The sequence below is a fragment of the Mycobacterium neumannii genome (assembly GCF_048452905.1).
Taxonomy (GTDB): domain Bacteria; phylum Actinomycetota; class Actinomycetes; order Mycobacteriales; family Mycobacteriaceae; genus Mycobacterium; species Mycobacterium neumannii_B.
On record NZ_JBCGVF010000001.1, the window covers coordinates 832,659 to 849,169 of the forward strand.

Sequence of the window (16,511 nt, forward strand, 5' to 3'; positions counted from 1 at the left end):
CCTTAACCCGGGGTCGGCGTCGCCGGTCTCGCGATTGCCGCGTGCGCGGCCAGACCGGCGAGGTACACGCCGACGCCGGCCAACGCGAGCGCGGGTTGGCGACCGTCCGGCGGAATCACGCTCGCCGTCAACGCGATCGCGCCGATGAACGTCATCCAGAACAGCGAGTCCTGCACGGTGAACACGTGACCGCGCAGGCCGTCGTCGACGTCGAGCTGCATGGCGTTGTCCGCGCACAACTTGACCACCTGACCGGCCATGCCGAGCAGAAACCCGCACACCACCATCATCGCCAGCTGCAGGCCGGACCCGGCCAGCTGGACCAGCGCAGCGATCGCCAACGCGCCGTTGGCCGTGGCGTACCGGCCCCAGCGGCGCACCGCCACCGGCATGATCGCGGCAGCGATGAAGGCTCCCGCGCCGGTCGCCGCGACGAACAGCACCGCGGTGCCCAACCCCGCGACCTGCTGAGTGTCGGTGTGCCGCACCATCACCAGCACCAGCAGGCTATTGATCCCGAACACCATGCGGTGCGCGGCCAGCCCGGTCAGCGTCGCGGCAACGGCGGGCACCGCCAGCACGGTTTTTACGCCGTGCACCCACCCGGTTGCGACCGCGTAGAGCACCGAGCCGTGCACCGCGCGCGCACTGTCGTCGGGCCCCAGCATCCGCGGCGGGAAACGCCACGCCAGCCACAGCGCCAGTGCCACCGGGGCGGCCACGATCAGGATGATGACCGCAGCGCCGGCGTCGTCGGCGCCGAACAGCCGGCGGGGCAGCAGCATGAAGTTGGCGCCGAGGAACGCGGCCGCGGCACCGGTCGCGATCGCAACCGAGTTCATCGCCACCACTTGATCTCTGGGCACCACGTGCGGCAGCGCCGCCGACAACCCCGACGACACGAAGCGGGTGAACCCGTTGACGATCAGCGCGCAGCACAGGATCGCCAGATCGCCCGCGCCGGACTCGAGCAGCTGCGCGACGGCCAGCACCAACACCAGGCGGCCGGCGTTGGCCGCGACCAGTACCAGCCGTCGATCCCAGCGGTCGAGCAGCGCGCCGGCGAACGGACCGAGCAGCGAGTAGGGCAGGAACAGCACCGCGAACGCCCCGGCGATCGCCCACGGTTCGGCGGCGCGCTGCGGATTGAACAAAATCGCGCCCGCCAACCCCGCCGCGAACAGACCGTCGCCGAACTGACTCACCAGCCGCAGCTCCAGCAGCCGCCGGAACTCGGGCAGGCTGCGCACCGACCGCCAGACGGCGACGGGCGCGCGGAAATCGGGCACGGGAGATCACGTTCTCAGAAGCGGCGGATCGGACCGCATCCACAGTACAAATATCGCGGCGGCGTCGCGCTTGTCCGCCACGACGGGCGTTGCCGGTGCCATGATGGACGGGTGGCGCAGTCAGAGGACCCAGAGGATTTCATCGCCCCTGCCGCGCCTCGAGTGCGGGCGGGGACGCTGCTTCTCGCCAACACCGACCTGCTGGAGCCGACGTTCCGCCGCAGCGTCATCTACGTCGTCGAACACAACGACGGCGGCACCCTCGGCGTCGTCCTGAACCGGGCGAGCGAGACGGCGGTCTACAACGTGTTGCCGCAGTGGGCAAAGCTGGCCGCCAAACCGAAGACCATGTTCATCGGCGGACCGGTCAAACGCGATGCGGCGCTGTGCCTGGCGACGCTGCGCGCCGGGATGGAGCCCGCCGACGTCCCCGGTCTGCGCCATGTGCAGGGACGGATGGTGATGGTCGACCTGGACGCCGATCCCGACTCGATCGCCCCGGTGGTGGAAGGGATAAGAATCTTCGCCGGCTACTCGGGGTGGACGATCGGCCAACTCGAAGGCGAGATCGAGCGCGACGACTGGATCGTGTTGTCCGCCCTACCGTCCGACGTTCTGGTCGAACCGAAGATCGACCTGTGGTCGCGGGTGCTGCGTAGGCAGCCTCTTCCGCTGTCGTTGCTCGCGACGCATCCGATCGACGTCAGCCGCAACTAGACCTCAACTGCAGGACAGCGTGCAGGTGGCGCACCCGCCGCCGCAACCGCTCGCGTCGCTGCGCTCAGCGCTCGATAGACGGACGGCCATCTTCGCGCTCTGCCAGCATCCGGCTCCGACGGTCCCGAGCGCTCCGACCACGCAGACGATCAACACGACGAGGGCCGTGCCGGGATCGGCCGCCAGTGCGACCGCACCGCCGGCGGCCAGCATCGCGGCCGCCGCCAGTTGGGTCGGCGCCACCGAGCGCAGCACCGTGCGCACCGGGTCTTCCGATTGCGGTCGGCTCAATAGCCACCCGCCGACCGCGGCGACGGCGCCGGCAGCGCACAGGCAGAGCACCGCGGCGATGAGCATGGGCCACAGGATATCGAGACGCGTCGCTCTCGACGAGTTGGGACGTCCCCCGGGCGCCAGGCTTCGCCCGGGGGACGGGCCTAACCCGGCAGGCCCGGCTGGGTTCCCAGCGCAGTCGCGCTCGGGGACCGCTGGGCGGCCGGCGCCGTCGCTGCTGACGGCGGATTCGACACCGGCGATGCCGCGCCGGGAGCGGCCGGGGCGGATGCACCGGGAGCCGCAGGCGCAGCAGGGGGTGCTGCGGCAGGCGCCCCGGGGACCGTGACCCGGAAACCGTTGACGATCGCGTCGGTGGCCTCAGCGGCCGGGACAACCTGGTCGACGCTCGTGGTGACGGACAGCGACACCAGATACTTGTCGGGCCCGGCCGTGGCGATGACGTGACGCCGTGAGGTGTTCAGCGTCATGTTGTTCTCGCGATAGGTCCCCTCGATCAACGCCGACGGCATGCCGCCGAACTCGGCCAGCGACGCGTCGGTGCTGCGCCACGCGGGCAGCTGCTGGCTGTCGACGAAGCCGTGGCTGATCGCCTCTTTCGGGTCGAAGTCGCCGACGAGCTTGTACACCACGACCTGAGCGTTCGAGGTGTACAACCCGTTGCCGCCGACCCGGTCCGCGATCACCGCGAAGGCATCGGGCACGTTCGGGTCGGGGACGTGCTCCCAGCCGCGCGGCATCGGCAACACGATGGTGAGCGCCTTGAAGTCGCGGCTGTTCTGTGGCTCGAGTTTGACCCCCTTGTCGGCGAAGAACTCGGAGAGCGTGCCGGAGGTGGCGGGCATGATCGTCGCGACCGGCGCCGGGGGGACGGGTTGGGCGGCCAGGCCCGGGGCCGCGGTGCCGGCTGGCGCCGCCGCTCCCGCCGGCATCGCCGTACCAGCCGGCGCCGCCGCTCCCGCTGGCATCGCCGCACCGGCCGGAGCGCCCGCTGGAGTCGCCACGCCTGCTGGACTTGCTGCTCCGGCTTGAGCCGCCGCGCCGGCCGGGGTCCCCGCGGTGGCAGACGTCACACCCGGTGCGGTCACCCCCTGTTGGGTGAGGGGCTGGGCGTTCGGTGTGACCGTGACGGTCTGCGTGACCGTGGGCAACGCGGGCTGGGGTGGCTGCGGAACGAGAGGTTCGGCCGATGCGGTCGTGCCCGCGAAGCCGAGGACGCCGGCGGTGGCGGTGGCCACACTTGCGGCCAATATCCGCCAGCGAGGGGCGATCTCGATCATCTGCGTCGGTCCTTCCGAACTGCACGGGAAGAGGTCAGGCGCTGACTGTATCCACCCGCGAAGCACGGCGACCAGCGTCGGAATCGACCTGCAACCGTGTTCTGACTTCCCCGCAATGCAACCGAGACCGACCCGTGGCCGAAGCATCGCGGATATCGGTGCTTATACCCTGTTCACGTGACAGACGCGCCGACCACAGACACCCCCCAGCACCGCTACACCGCGGAGCTGGCCGGGCAGATCGAGCGCACCTGGCAGCAGCGGTGGGCCGACGCGGGGACTTTCCACGTGCCGAACCCCGTCGGGTCGCTGGCGCCCGCCGACGGTTCGCCGGTGCCCCCAGACAAGATGTTCGTCCTGGACATGTTCCCGTATCCGTCGGGTGAGGGCCTGCATGTCGGGCACCCACTGGGTTACATCGCAACCGACGTCTACGCCAGGTACTTCCGGATGACCGGGCGTAACGTGTTGCACGCCTTGGGGTTCGACGCGTTCGGCCTGCCCGCCGAGCAGTACGCCATCCAGACCGGGACACATCCCCGGATCCGGACCGAAGCCAACATCGTCAACTTCAGGCGCCAGCTGGGCCGGCTGGGGTTCGGTCACGACTCGCGACGCAGCTTCGCCACCACCGACGTCGACTACTACAAATGGACGCAGTGGATCTTTCTGCAGATCTACAACGCGTGGTTCGACCCGACCGCACAGAAGGCTCGGCCGATCGTGGAACTGGTCGAGCAGTTCGAGTCGGGAGCGCGCAGCCTCGACGACCGCCGGTCATGGTCCGACCTGTCGAAGGGTGAGCGCGCCGACGTGATCGACTCGTATCGGCTGGTCTACCAATCCGACTCGCTGGTGAACTGGTGTCCGGGGTTGGGCACAGTACTGGCCAACGAGGAGGTCACCTCCGACGGCCGCAGCGAGCGCGGGAACTTCCCGGTCTTCCGTAAACGGTTGCGGCAGTGGATGATGCGCATCACCGCGTACTCCGACCGCCTGCTCGACGACCTCGAACTGCTGGACTGGCCGGAGAAGGTCAAGACCATGCAGCGCAACTGGATCGGCCGGTCCACCGGCGCATCCGTCCTGTTCGGCACCGACGTCGGGGACATCGAGGTGTTCACCACTCGCCCCGACACACTGTTTGGCGCGACGTACATGGTGCTGGCGCCCGAGCACGAACTGGTCGACAAGGTGGTCGCCGACCAGTGGCCCTCCGGTGTCGACGAGCGATGGACGTACGGTGGCGCGACGCCCGCCGAAGCCGTCGCCGCCTACCGTGCTGCGATCGCGGCCAAGTCGGACCTGGAGCGTCAGGAGAACAGGACCAAGACCGGTGTGTTCGTCGGCGCGTATGCGACCAATCCCGCCAACGGTCAACGCGTACCGATCTTCATCGCCGACTACGTTCTGCTGGGCTACGGCACTGGAGCCATCATGGCGGTGCCGGGACACGACCACCGCGACTGGGAATTCGCGAACGAGTTCGGGCTGCCGGTCGTGGAAGTTGTTGCCGGCGGCAATGTCTCGCAGGACGCGTACACCGGAGAAGGCGAGATCGTCAACTCCGACTACCTCAACGGGCTGAGCGTCGCCTCGGCGAAGGAGGCGATCACCGCGCGGTTGACGGCAGACGGCCGCGCCCGCGAGCGCATCGAATACAAGCTGCGGGATTGGCTTTTCGCGCGTCAGCGGTATTGGGGCGAGCCGTTCCCGATCGTCTACGACGAGGACGGCCGCGCGCACGCGCTGCCGGAGTCCGCGCTGCCGGTCGAGCTGCCCGACGTACCCGACTATTCGCCGGTGCTCTTCGCCCCCGACGACGCAGACAGCGAACCGTCGCCGCCGCTGGGCAAGGCCACCGAGTGGGTGAACGTCGAACTGGACCTCGGCGACGGCCTCAAGCGCTACACACGCGACACCAACGTCATGCCGCAGTGGGCAGCCAGCTCCTGGTACGAGCTGCGTTACACCGACCCGCACAACTCAGAGGAGTTGTGCGCCAAGGAAAACGAGGCCTACTGGATGGGGCCGCGGCCCATCGAACACGGCGCCGACGACCCGGGTGGTGTCGACCTGTACGTCGGCGGCGTCGAGCACGCGGTGCTGCACCTGCTGTATGCGCGCTTCTGGCACAAGGTGCTCTACGACCTCGGACACGTCAGCTCCTCTGAGCCCTACCGCAGGCTGGTGAACCAGGGCTACATCCAGGCGTTCGCCTACACCGACTCTCGCGGCGCATACGTGCCCGCCGCGGAAGTGGTTGAGCGGGAGGGCAAGTTCTACTGGACCGGGCCCGACGGTGAAATAGAGGTCTTCCAGGAGTTCGGGAAGATCGGCAAGAGCCTGAAGAACTCGGTGTCGCCCGACGAGATCTGCGACAACTACGGTGCGGACACGCTTCGGGTTTACGAGATGTCGATGGGCCCGCTGGAGGCGTCGCGGCCGTGGGCCACCAAGGACGTCGTCGGTGCACACCGGTTCCTGCAGCGGGTGTGGCGCCTGGTGGTCGACGAGGAGACCGGCGCCAACCGCGTCGCCGAACACGAGGCGATCGACGAGCCGACGCTGAAGTTGTTGCACCGCACCATCGCCGGAGTGTCAGACGATTACACGAGCCTGCGCAACAACACCGCGGCGGCCAAACTGATCGAGTACACCAACCACCTGACAAAGGAGGGGGTGACGGCGCGCGCGGCGTTGGAGCCGCTGGTGTTGATGGTCGCCCCGCTCGCCCCGCATCTGGCCGAGGAGCTGTGGCGTCGGCTGGGTCACGAATCGTCGCTGGCGCAGGGTCCGTTCCCGGTGGCCGACCCGCAGTATCTGGTCGAGGACACCGTCGAGTACCCCGTCCAGGTCAACGGGAAGGTGCGCGGGCGGGTGACGGTCGCTGCGGACGCGGACGCCGATGCGCTGGAGGCCGCCGCGTTGGCCGACGAGAAGGTTCAGGCGTTCATCAACGGCGCGACGCCGAAGAAGGTGATCGTGGTGGCCGGCCGCCTCGTCAACATCGTCGTCTAACGCGCGATTTCGGTGTCGTTGGTTGCGACTGGCGCAACCATTGACACCGAAATAGCGGCACAGGGAACCGGAGGAGCGGTTGTCGCGTCCATCACTAAGTGCTCAACGATCATCTCCGTCGGCACGATGGTGTTCTGACGCTCAGCCAGGCTCGCCTCATGGGGATGAGCAGGTCCGCAGTTCACAGGCGCGTGCGGTCCGGACTGTGGCGGCAGTGCGCACGCGGCGTCTACTTCGTCGACGACCGTCCATTCAGTGACGCCGCGCGTATACGCGTCGGGGTGTGGAGTTGCGGGGAGACCGCCGTCGCGAGCGGATTGACAGCTGCGTGGTGGCACAGCCTCACCCGTTTCGCACCGAATGTCGTTGAAGTCACCATGCCTCGCAACGGCAGCGGCCGAGCTCCCAGAGGCGTGAGGTTGCGCCGCCGGAACCTTGCATCCGAGGACATCGTCGAATGCAAGGGGCTACGCGTCACTTCCCGACCATTGACCGTTCTTGAGGCCGCCGTCCGGACTCGCGATGGCGCAAAGATCATGGATCGCGCACTCCAGGCGGATGTAGCGCTGCGGGATTTGTGGCGCGCCCAACTCCGCAACAATGGCCGCTACGGTTCACCCTCGGCGCGCGTACTTCTGCAGGCGGCGTCGGACGGCGCGCGATCGACGGCCGAGCGGCTGCTGCTCAGGCTGCTCCGGGAAGCCGGGATCACCGGGTGGCAGGCGAACTACCCGGTGGGTAGATATCGCGTCGACGTAGGATTTAAGGGCCCGAAGGTCGCCATCGAAGTTGACGGCTTAGCGTTCCATATCGGTTCTGACGAGTTCCATCAGGATCGGGTGCGACAGAACCACATAACCCTTCTGGGGTGGCAGGTGCTGCGCTTCACCTGGCTCGACCTCACGGAGTACCCCGATCGCGTGATAGCGCTCATCAAATCGGCGATTTCGATGTAGCTGGTTGCGCCTCCCGCGACAAACTACACCGAAATCACCGAACTACTAGCGGGGGCGGACGATGACCTCGTGCATGTGGGCGTCCGGCGGCGTGTGCACCGCATCGGCGATCACCTTCGCCACACTCTGCGGGCTCAGAAACCGTGACGGGTCGTACTCCCCGCCCTCGTAGGCGACCAGACCCTCCTGCATCTCCGTGGCGATCCGGCCCGGGTGCACGGACGTCACACGCAGCGACGGCTCATCGGCCCGCAGTGAGTCGGCGAACGACCGCAAGGCGAACTTGCTGGCCGAATACGACGCCAATCCCGGCGACGCGTTGATCCCCGACCCCGAGTTCACGAAAAGCACGTGTCCGCCCGCGGCCCGCAACGCCGGCAACAGCGCGAGCGTAAGAGCAACCGCGCCAATGACATTGACCTCCATGGAGGTGCGCCACTCGTCGACGGTGGATTCGGCGACCCGACCCGGGAACGCCACCCCAGCGTTGTGAATCAGTACGTCGAGCTCGACGATCGGCTCGACCGCGGCCTCGATGCCGGAAACATCAGCCAGGTCGATCGGCCACGTGGTGGCACCGAACTGCGCGGCGACCTCGTCGAGCGCCGCCGACGGTCGCCCGGCCAGAAACAGAGTGTGGCTGTCGGCGAGCGCCGTGGCGATCGCCGTCCCGAGCCCTCGTGAGGCACCCGTGATCATCGCGGTCGGCATGTCGAAACCCTACCGACCTGCGCTCCGGGGAGAAGCGTCGCATCATGGAACGGATGCCACCCGACCACAGCTTCGCGCCCACCCAGCTCGCGGCCCGCGCCGCGTACCTGCTGCGGGGTAACGACCTGGGCACCATGACGACCGCGGCGCCGTTGCTGTACCCGCACATGTGGAGCTGGGATGCGGCGTTCGTGGCGATCGGGCTGGCCCCGCTGAGCGTCGAGCGCGCGGTCGTCGAACTCGACACCCTGCTCTCGGCGCAGTGGACCAACGGGATGATCCCGCACATCGTCTTCGCCAACGGTGTCGACGGCTACTTTCCCGGCCCCGCGCGCTGGGCCACCTCCGCGCTGGCCGCGCACGCTCCCCGCAACCGGCACACGTCCGGTATCACCCAGCCGCCGGTGCACGCGATCGCCGTGCAGCGCATCCTCGATCACGCCCGCACCCGCGGCCGCTCCACCCGCGCCGTCGCCGAAGCGTTCCTCGACCGCCGCTGGTCCGACCTCGTCCAGTGGCACCGCTGGCTCGCCGAGGCCCGCGACCCGAAAGGACACGGCCGCGTCACGCTGTACCACGGCTGGGAGTCCGGTATGGACAACTCCCCGCGCTGGGACAGCGCTTATGCCAACGTGATTCCGGGCAACGTGCCGGAGTACCAGCGCGAGGACAACACGATCGTCACCGACGCCACCCAGCGCCCGTCCGACCTCGAGTACGACCGCTACCTCTGGTTGCTCGAGGAGATGAAGTCGGCCCGCTACGACGACGAATTGCTGCCCAAGGTCATGAGTTTCGCGGTCGAGGACGTGTTCGTCTCGGCCATCCTCGCGGTCGCCTGCGACGTGCTCGCCGAGATCGGTGAGGACTACGGCCGCCCCCGCGCCGACGTCCGCGACCTCTACGCGTGGGGCCAGCGGTTCCGTGAGGGCGTCATCGACACCACTGACGAAAGAAGCGGCGCAGCACGGGATTTCGACGTGCGAACGGGCAAGTGGGTGGCCACCGAAACGGTCGCGCAGTTCGCCCCGCTGTTGTGCGGCGGTCTGCCCCACGACAAGGAACGCTCGCTGGTAAAGCTGCTGGAGGGCCCGCGCTTCTGCGCTCATCCCGACCTCAAGTACGCCTGCATTCCGTCCACCTCGCCGGTGTCACGCGAATTCCGGCCGCGCGAATACTGGCGCGGCCCGGTTTGGCCGGTGGTGACGTGGCTGTTCTCGTGGTGCTTCGCGCGCCGCGGCTGGGCCGAACGCGCACGTCTGCTTCGCCAGGAGGGACTGCGCCAGGCCAGCGACGGGACGTTTGCCGAATACTACGAACCCTTCACCGGCGAGCCGCTGGGCAGCATGCAGCAGTCGTGGACGGCGGCAGCGGTTCTGGACTGGCTGGGTTGATCCGCTACTCGGCCAGCCGCTCGAGCGGGTCGATGGCCTTGGTCAGCGTCTCGATGTCCTCCGGGCTCAACTTGGCCAGCAGGCTGGCCAGATGCGCGCGCCGAACCTCGAGCGCCTCCTGGTGCTGAGCGCGACCCTCCGGGGTGATATCGACGAGCACCGCCCGCAGGTCGGACGGGTCGCGCGAGCGTTTGACGAGGCCCAGCTTCTCCAGTCGGCGGATCGCCACCGTGGTCGTGGGCGTGCGAACACGCTCGTGGGCGGCCAGGTCGGTCATCCGCATCGGGCCCTGCTCCAGCAGCGTGAGCAGGATCGACAGCTGGGCCAACGTGAGGTCTCCCGCGTCTGTCCGGCTCGTGTCGCTGCGACGCAGCACGGAGAACACCCGGGACAGGACCCGCTGCAGCTCCCCCGACAGCTCCACGACCTGCGGTTCGACGACTTCCGCCATAATTTCGGCAGTCTAACCTGTCAGGCGATGCCAGGTTGCGTGACGGACGCGTTAGTTCAAAGTCGTCGAAGGCCCGGTCACAGCACCTGCGAGAGGAACCGCTGCAGACGTTCGGTTTCGGCCGCATCGAAGATCTGCTCCGGCGGTCCGGCCTCGACGACCTTGCCGTGATCCATGAACACCACAGCATCCGAGGTCGATCGGGCGAAGCCCATCTCGTGAGTCACCACCACCATGGTCATGCCGTCGGCGCCGAGGTCGGCGATCAGCGCGAGGATGCCCTTGACCAATTCGGGGTCGAGCGCCGAGGTCGCCTCGTCGAAGAACATCACCTGCGGCGCCATCGCCAACGCCCGCGCGATCGCCACCCGCTGCTGCTGGCCACCGGACAGCGTCGTAGGCCGCACGTCGGCCTTGTTGCGCAGGCCGACGCGCTCCAGGTGCGCCAACCCGAGCTCGCGGGCTTCCTCGGCGCTGAGCCGCTTGAGCTTGCGCGGCGCGAGCGCCACGTTGTCCAGCACGCTGCGGTGCGGGAACAGGTTGAAGTTCTGGAAGACCATCCCGATGCGCTGGCGCAACTGGTCGGGATTGTCGGCGAGCACCGAGCGGCCGTCGAGCAGGATGTCGCCGCGGTCGGGCTCGTAGAGCCGGTTCAGCGTGCGCAGCAGGGTGGACTTGCCTGACCCCGACGGCCCGATCACCGCGGTGGTGCTGCCCGCGGGCACGTCGATGTCCACCCCGCGCAGCACCGGGTTCGGACCGAACGATAGGTGGATGTCGTTGGTGCTCAACGACACCGGATCGAAACCGGACGTGCGCATCAGATCATCTCCTGAGACGTCGCCATTGGGAGCGGATCCTCCTCGGAGGGCTTTCGCCCACGGCGCAACCGGTTGTCGATGTAGTTGACCAGATGCGTCAGCGGCACGGTGAGCATCAGATAGAAGAAGCCCGCGGCCACCAGCGGTGACAGGTTGCCGGTCTGCGCGTTGAGGTCGCGCCCGACCTGGAACAGCTCACGTTGATCGGCCACCAGCCCGAGGAAGTAGACCAGCGACGAGGCCTTCAACAGCGAGATGAACTGGTTCATCAGCGCGGGCAGCACCCGCCGCACACCCTGGGGTATCACCACCAGCTGCATCGATGCGGTGTATGAAAATCCCAGTGCGCGTGATGCTTCCATCTGTCCGGGCTCGACGCTTTGGATGCCGGAACGGAAGATCTCGCCGACGTAGGCCGCAGCCATCAGGCCCAGCGCGGCGATGCCCAGCGGGAACGGGTTGTTGCCGGTCAGGCCGCCCACGATCGGCCCGACGCCGAGGCCGATCAACAAGATGATGACCACCTCGGGCAGGCCGCGGAAGATGTCGGTGTACACCCGCGCCGGCCACCGCAGCCAGCGGTGCCGCGAGATTCCCGCGACCGCCAGCAGCATCCCCAGCACCAGGCCGATGACGGCTGCGCTGACGGTCAGGATCAACGTGTTCGGCAGGCCGGTTTTCAACAGGTCGGGAACCGCCTGCCGGTACAGGTCCCAGTTGAGGAACGAGTCCTTGAGCTGCGTCAGAGTCGATTTCGGCGCCGCGGGCCCGGTGGAAGCCTGCTGGTTCTCGGCGGCGATCGCGTTGAAGTCCGGTAGTTGTGGTGGCGGAGCCGCTTTGGAGCCTGGCTTCCACCCGGGCGGCAGCGCCCGCGGTACCCATTCGGAGTACAGCCGCGCCCAGGTGCCGTCGGCGATCACGGCGTCCAGCCCGGAGTTCAACGCGTCGATGAGCGGGCGGTTCTCAGTGGCAACCGCCCATGCGATGAAATTGTCCAAACTGAAGGTGTTTTCGATGATCTCGGCTGGATCGCCGGGCTGCACCGTCCCCGACGCCTGCTGAGACGGGGCGACCCAGGCATCGATCTGCCGGGTCTTCAGGCTGGCGTAGACGGTGTTGTAGTCGGGGTACTTGACCGGCTGCAGGCCCAGGGTGTCGACGACGTAGGACTCCTGCACGGTGCCCTGCACCACGCCGATGCGCTGTCCGGGCGCCAGTTTGTCGAAACCGGTGATCGGCGACCCGGTGGGCACGACGAGCGAAAAGTAGCCGAAGTCATAGCCGTTGGTGAAACCGACCGTGCGGCGGCGCTCCTCGGTCGTGGTGATCGACGAGGACCCGACATCGAAGCGTCGCGCCGCCACCTGCGCGAGCAGCCCGGAGAATTCGGTGCCGACGAAGTTGATCCGCAGACCCAGCTTGTCGGCGATCGCGCGCAGCACCTCGTTGTCGAACCCGGTGAACTGACCGGCCGAGTTGATGCAGATGCTCGGTGGCGCGTCCGACAAGGTGCCGACAGTCAGCGTGCCCGGCTGGATCAGACCCAACGCGTTCACGTCCACCGCCGCGAGCGGCACCACGGATGGCGTGGTGTACCGGTCCTCGTCGGGCCCGGTCGCCGCCGCGGCGAGGTTGGTAGGAAGGGCGCTGGCACTCTCGACGCCCGGAGGTGCGCACTGGTCCACGTTGGCGTGCGCGGGCCCGGCTACGCCGACGCCGGTCATTAGCATCGCGGCGAGCGCCACCACGAAGATCTTGCCGAACCGCGCAAACGTGGTCATCTGTGCAACGTATCGGTCTGGGCCGCACGTTCGCCGGGTTGGGCTCGATCAGAACGTCACCGGCGAGGCGCCCGCCCCGCGCAACACACCCCGTCGGACCAGTTCGGTGACCATGATGCGACCCATCGCCTCGCTGCGGGTGACGCACGCGTTGCGGGCGGCCTCCTCGTCGCCGCCACGGATCGCGGCGGTCTCGTCCTCGTAGAACGGCAGCATCTCGTCGTGATCGCTCAGATATGTCACCCAGAACGCCCTGGGTGTAAAGGCTTGGACCGACCGAATGAGCGCCGTCAGCCGGGGGCCGGCGTACGCGTCGGTGATCACGGTGCGGTACTGCCATGCGGCGTCGTAGAAGGTGCGCGAGTCGCGGGTGCCGCGCAGCGTGTCGGTCAGCGCGCCCAGCCGGTCGAGGACGCCGGGATCCGGTTCGGCGGCGGCGCGCGCCGACGCCATGCCGGTCAGGAAGCCGTGCAGCTCATGGTGCTCACGCACGAACGCCTCGTCGAAGCGTTCGACGAAGGCACCGCGGTGGTACCGGGTGGACAAGATGCCGTCGTGTTCCATCTGCACGACGGCCTCTTGAATGGGCACGCGCGACAAACCGAGGTCTTGTGCGATCTCGTTGCGGTCGATCCGATCACCCGACCGGAGCTTGCCGGTCAGGACCAGGTTCACGACGTGCGCGACCACAAGGTCTTTTTCCTTGACCCCATACTTTTTGGGCATGGCGGCGACAGTCTCTCACGCACCACGCCTCGCCGGGAGGGGTTACGCCGGTTCAGCCGCCTTCGTTTCGACGACGGTCGCGCCACCGGACCAGCGCCTCGGCTTCTGACAGGTCGTAGTCGGGTCCGTTGACCCCGACGGTCAGCATCGTGACGCCGAGGTCGGCGAGCGCGTCGGCCTCGCCGACCAGGGCCTCGGCGGTCTTGCCCGATACGCCGGCCGACCGCTCGATGGCGTTCGGATCGCGGCCCACGTCGGCGCAGTGGCCCGCCAAAACCTCGGCCTTGCGCGGATATTCGCCGCTGTCGGAGAAGCTGTGCCAGATGTCGCCGTACTCGGCGACCAGACGCAGCGTCTTCTTCTCGCCACCGCCGCCGATGAGGACGGGGATGCCGCGGGTGGGCTGCGGATTGAGCTTGGCAAGACGCGACGTGATGCGCGGCATCGCCTCGGCGAGGTCGTCGAGCCGGCTGCCTGCGGTGCCGAACTCGTAGCCGTACTCGTCGTAATCCTTCTGCTTCCAACCCGAACCGATGCCCAGGATCAGGCGGCCGCCGCTGATGTGGTCGACAGTGCGCGCCATGTCTGCCAGCAGCTCCGGGTTGCGGTACGAGTTACAGGTCACCAGCGCACCGATCTCGATGCGCGACGTTTGCTCGGCCCAGGCGCCCAGCATGGTCCAGCATTCGTAGTGGGCACCGTCGGGATCGCCGTAGAGCGGGAAGAAGTGGTCCCAGTTGAACGCGACGTCGACGCCGAGGTCCTCGCACCGTCGGACCGCGGCGCGGATATGGCTGTACTTCGGGGAGTGCTGCGGCTGCAGTTGCACGCCGACACGGATTGGATAGGTCACGCTTCAACCGTACGCAGCATCATGTGCCACTCGCGAGCGACCGTATCTGTACGCGACACGCCGCCGATCCGCGACCAATTGCGGTCGCTCGCGGCCCGCGGGCTACTCGGCCAGAACGGCCCGCAGGATCTGAATCAACTTGCCCGGCTGATCGCTCTGCACCGAGTGTCCGGAATCCTCGACAATCTGTACGTCCTTGAATCCCGGTGCACGACCGGCGAACTCAGCGGCATCGTCGTCATTGACGAAGAACGAGTTGGCGCCGCGCACCAACGTCGTCGCCACCTCCAGCCGCGGGACGTCGTCCCACAGCCCTTCGAAACCCTCACCCTTGCGCATCTCGTCATAGCGCCAGGTCCAGGTGCCGTCGTCGAGCCGCTTGGCGTTGTGGAACACGCCGCGCCGCAACGATTCCCGGTCACGGTGTGGCGCCGCAGCGACCGTCTTCTCCAGCATCGCCTCGAACGAGGGGAAGATGCGGTCGCCCTGCACCAGAGCGACAGTGCCCTTCTGCGCCTCGGTCATCTGGGTGTGCCGCTCGGGCGCCGACGGCGTCACATCGACCAGCACCAGCCTGCGCACCAGGTCCGGCGCCGCGACGGCCAGACGCAACGCCGTCAGGCCGCCCAGCGACATTCCGACCACGAGATCGGCGTCCGAAGCCAGTGAGCGGACGACGGGTTCGATCGCGACGGCGTTGTTCTTCGGGCCGTAGTCACCGTCCTCGCGCCACGCCGACCGGCCGTGCCCGGGCAGGTCGATGGCCAGCGCCGGCTCGCCCAGCCCGACGATCACGGTGTCCCAGGTGTGCGCGTTCTGTCCGCCGCCGTGCAGAAAGACCACCCGCGGCGGTGCGTCGCCGAACTTCAGGGAGCTGATCGGTCCGGAGGCGAGACGCTTCACCGGCGGCACCGCCTCGACACCGGCCTGGCGCGCGTTTTCCCGTAGGAAGGTGAACTCGTCGAGCGCAGCCAGTTCGTCGTCAGGCGAGATCTCGGTCATCAGGTGACCCTACAGAACGCCGAAACCGACGTAGTGGCGGTCCGCACTCGCGCAAATCCGCCAAAACGCCGGTTTCGGTATCGACGAGCGAGGGTCAGCCCTCGATGAAGGTTTCGAGCTGTGCCCGGGCCACATCGTCGGGCAGCTGCTTGGGCGGGCTCTTCATCAGGTAGGCCGAGGCGGCCTCCACCGGGCCGCCGATGCCGCGGTCCTTGGCGATCTTCGCCGCGCGAACGGCGTCGATGATGACACCGGCCGAGTTCGGCGAATCCCACACCTCGAGCTTGTACTCCAGGTTCAGCGGCACGTCACCGAACGCGCGGCCCTCGAGCCGCACGTAGGCCCACTTGCGGTCGTCGAGCCAGCCGACGTGATCGGACGGGCCGATGTGCACGTCCTTGGTCTTGAACTCACGCTGCAGGTTGGAGGTGACGGCCTGAGTCTTGGAGATCTTCTTCGACTCCAGCCGCTCGCGCTCGAGCATGTTGAGGAAGTCCATGTTGCCGCCGACGTTGAGCTGCATGGTGCGGTCGAGCTGCACGCCGCGGTCCTCGAACAGCTTGGCCATCACGCGGTGGGTGATCGTCGCACCGATCTGGCTCTTGATGTCGTCGCCGACGATCGGTACACCGGCGTCTGCGAACTTCTTGGCCCACTCCGGGTCGGAGGCGATGAACACCGGCAGCGCGTTGACGAACGCCACGCCGGCGTCGATCGCGCACTGGGCATAGAACTTGTCGGCCTCGTCCGAGCCGACCGGAAGGTAGGACACCAGGACGTCGACCTCGGCGTCCTTGAGCGCCTTGACGACGTCGACCGGGTCGGAGTCGGAGACCTCGATGGTGTCGGCGTAGTACTTGCCGATGCCGTCGAGGGTCGGGCCACGCTGCACGGTGACGTTCAGTGGCGGCACGTCGGCGATCTTGATGGTGTTGTTCTCCGACGCGAAGATCGCCTCGGACAGGTCGAAGCCGACCTTCTTGGCGTCGACGTCGAAGGCGGCGACGAACTTGACGTCGCGCACGTGGTAGGGGCCGAGGCGCACATGCATCAGGCCGGGCACGGTCGCCGTCTCGTCGGCATCGTGGTAGTACTGCACGCCCTGTACGAGCGAGGACGCGCAGTTGCCCACGCCGACAATCGCGACCCGCACCTCTCCGTTGGATGACATGACGTCTCTTCCCTTCGTAATCCCTGTCGTAGTTGGTTCGGTTC

Annotated in this window: 15 protein-coding genes; 4 read left to right on the top strand and 11 right to left on the bottom strand. The window is 67.6% G+C overall.

Annotated features, from left to right (window positions below; translation table 11 throughout):
* Window positions 1-2: 2 nt before the first annotated feature.
* The gene (locus AAHH99_RS04075) at window positions 3-1,289 is read right to left on the bottom strand and encodes an MFS transporter (RefSeq protein ID WP_418767480.1); all 1,287 of its coding nucleotides are present in this window, start codon (window positions 1,287-1,289) and stop codon (window positions 3-5) included.
* Between the two features lie 111 nt (window positions 1,290-1,400).
* On the opposite strand from AAHH99_RS04075, the gene AAHH99_RS04080 reads away from it, so the two are divergent.
* Window positions 1,401-2,006, top strand: coding sequence for a YqgE/AlgH family protein (locus AAHH99_RS04080; RefSeq protein WP_418767481.1), 606 nt, complete (start codon window positions 1,401-1,403; stop codon window positions 2,004-2,006).
* Between the two features lie 3 nt (window positions 2,007-2,009).
* Here the strand turns inward: AAHH99_RS04080 and AAHH99_RS04085 are convergent, their stop codons facing one another.
* Complete coding sequence (locus tag AAHH99_RS04085; protein WP_418767482.1) at window positions 2,010-2,363, bottom strand: hypothetical protein; 354 nt, start codon at window positions 2,361-2,363, stop codon at window positions 2,010-2,012.
* A gap of 80 nt (window positions 2,364-2,443) precedes the next feature.
* On the bottom strand, window positions 2,444-3,580 hold the full coding sequence (locus tag AAHH99_RS04090) for an LpqN/LpqT family lipoprotein (protein ID WP_418767483.1): 1,137 nt from the start codon (window positions 3,578-3,580) through the stop codon (window positions 2,444-2,446).
* A 177-nt stretch (window positions 3,581-3,757) separates the two neighbouring features.
* Between AAHH99_RS04090 and leuS the strand changes: the two genes are divergently transcribed.
* Window positions 3,758-6,601 (top strand): leucine--tRNA ligase, encoded by a 2,844-nt coding sequence (gene leuS, locus AAHH99_RS04095; protein ID WP_418767484.1) that lies wholly within the window; start codon window positions 3,758-3,760, stop codon window positions 6,599-6,601.
* A gap of 98 nt (window positions 6,602-6,699) precedes the next feature.
* Window positions 6,700-7,557 (top strand): type IV toxin-antitoxin system AbiEi family antitoxin domain-containing protein, encoded by an 858-nt coding sequence (locus AAHH99_RS04100; protein WP_418767485.1) that lies wholly within the window; start codon window positions 6,700-6,702, stop codon window positions 7,555-7,557.
* A 45-nt stretch (window positions 7,558-7,602) separates the two neighbouring features.
* Here the strand turns inward: AAHH99_RS04100 and AAHH99_RS04105 are convergent, their stop codons facing one another.
* Window positions 7,603-8,268 (bottom strand): SDR family oxidoreductase, encoded by a 666-nt coding sequence (locus AAHH99_RS04105; RefSeq protein ID WP_064399009.1) that lies wholly within the window; start codon window positions 8,266-8,268, stop codon window positions 7,603-7,605.
* A 53-nt stretch (window positions 8,269-8,321) separates the two neighbouring features.
* Between AAHH99_RS04105 and ggh the strand changes: the two genes are divergently transcribed.
* Window positions 8,322-9,662, top strand: coding sequence for a glucosylglycerate hydrolase (gene ggh, locus AAHH99_RS04110; protein ID WP_418767597.1), 1,341 nt, complete (start codon window positions 8,322-8,324; stop codon window positions 9,660-9,662).
* Window positions 9,663-9,666: 4 nt separating this feature from the next.
* Here ggh and AAHH99_RS04115 read toward each other — a convergent pair whose 3' ends face one another.
* The 7 genes from AAHH99_RS04115 to AAHH99_RS04145 form a co-directional block, all read right to left on the bottom strand.
* On the bottom strand, window positions 9,667-10,113 hold the full coding sequence (locus AAHH99_RS04115; RefSeq protein ID WP_418767486.1) for a MarR family winged helix-turn-helix transcriptional regulator: 447 nt from the start codon (window positions 10,111-10,113) through the stop codon (window positions 9,667-9,669).
* Window positions 10,114-10,190: 77 nt separating this feature from the next.
* Window positions 10,191-10,934 (bottom strand): amino acid ABC transporter ATP-binding protein, encoded by a 744-nt coding sequence (locus AAHH99_RS04120; protein ID WP_418767487.1) that lies wholly within the window; start codon window positions 10,932-10,934, stop codon window positions 10,191-10,193.
* A complete protein-coding gene (locus AAHH99_RS04125) occupies window positions 10,934-12,664 on the bottom strand; it encodes an ABC transporter substrate-binding protein/permease (RefSeq protein WP_418767598.1) in 1,731 nt (576 codons plus the stop codon). Before AAHH99_RS04125 ends, AAHH99_RS04120 begins: the two co-directional genes overlap by 1 nt.
* 99 nt (window positions 12,665-12,763) lie before the next feature.
* Window positions 12,764-13,441 carry a GntR family transcriptional regulator gene (locus AAHH99_RS04130; protein ID WP_418767488.1) on the bottom strand — a complete coding sequence of 226 codons (678 nt, stop codon included), beginning with the start codon at window positions 13,439-13,441 and terminating at the stop codon, window positions 12,764-12,766.
* Between the two features lie 52 nt (window positions 13,442-13,493).
* Window positions 13,494-14,294, bottom strand: a complete 801-nt coding sequence (locus AAHH99_RS04135) for an LLM class F420-dependent oxidoreductase (RefSeq protein WP_418767489.1) — start codon at window positions 14,292-14,294, stop codon at window positions 13,494-13,496.
* 102 nt (window positions 14,295-14,396) lie between these two features.
* On the bottom strand, window positions 14,397-15,296 hold the full coding sequence (locus tag AAHH99_RS04140; protein ID WP_418767490.1) for an alpha/beta fold hydrolase: 900 nt from the start codon (window positions 15,294-15,296) through the stop codon (window positions 14,397-14,399).
* Window positions 15,297-15,390: 94 nt separating this feature from the next.
* Window positions 15,391-16,467, bottom strand: coding sequence for an inositol-3-phosphate synthase (locus AAHH99_RS04145; protein WP_064417760.1), 1,077 nt, complete (start codon window positions 16,465-16,467; stop codon window positions 15,391-15,393).
* Window positions 16,468-16,511 lie beyond the last annotated feature (44 nt).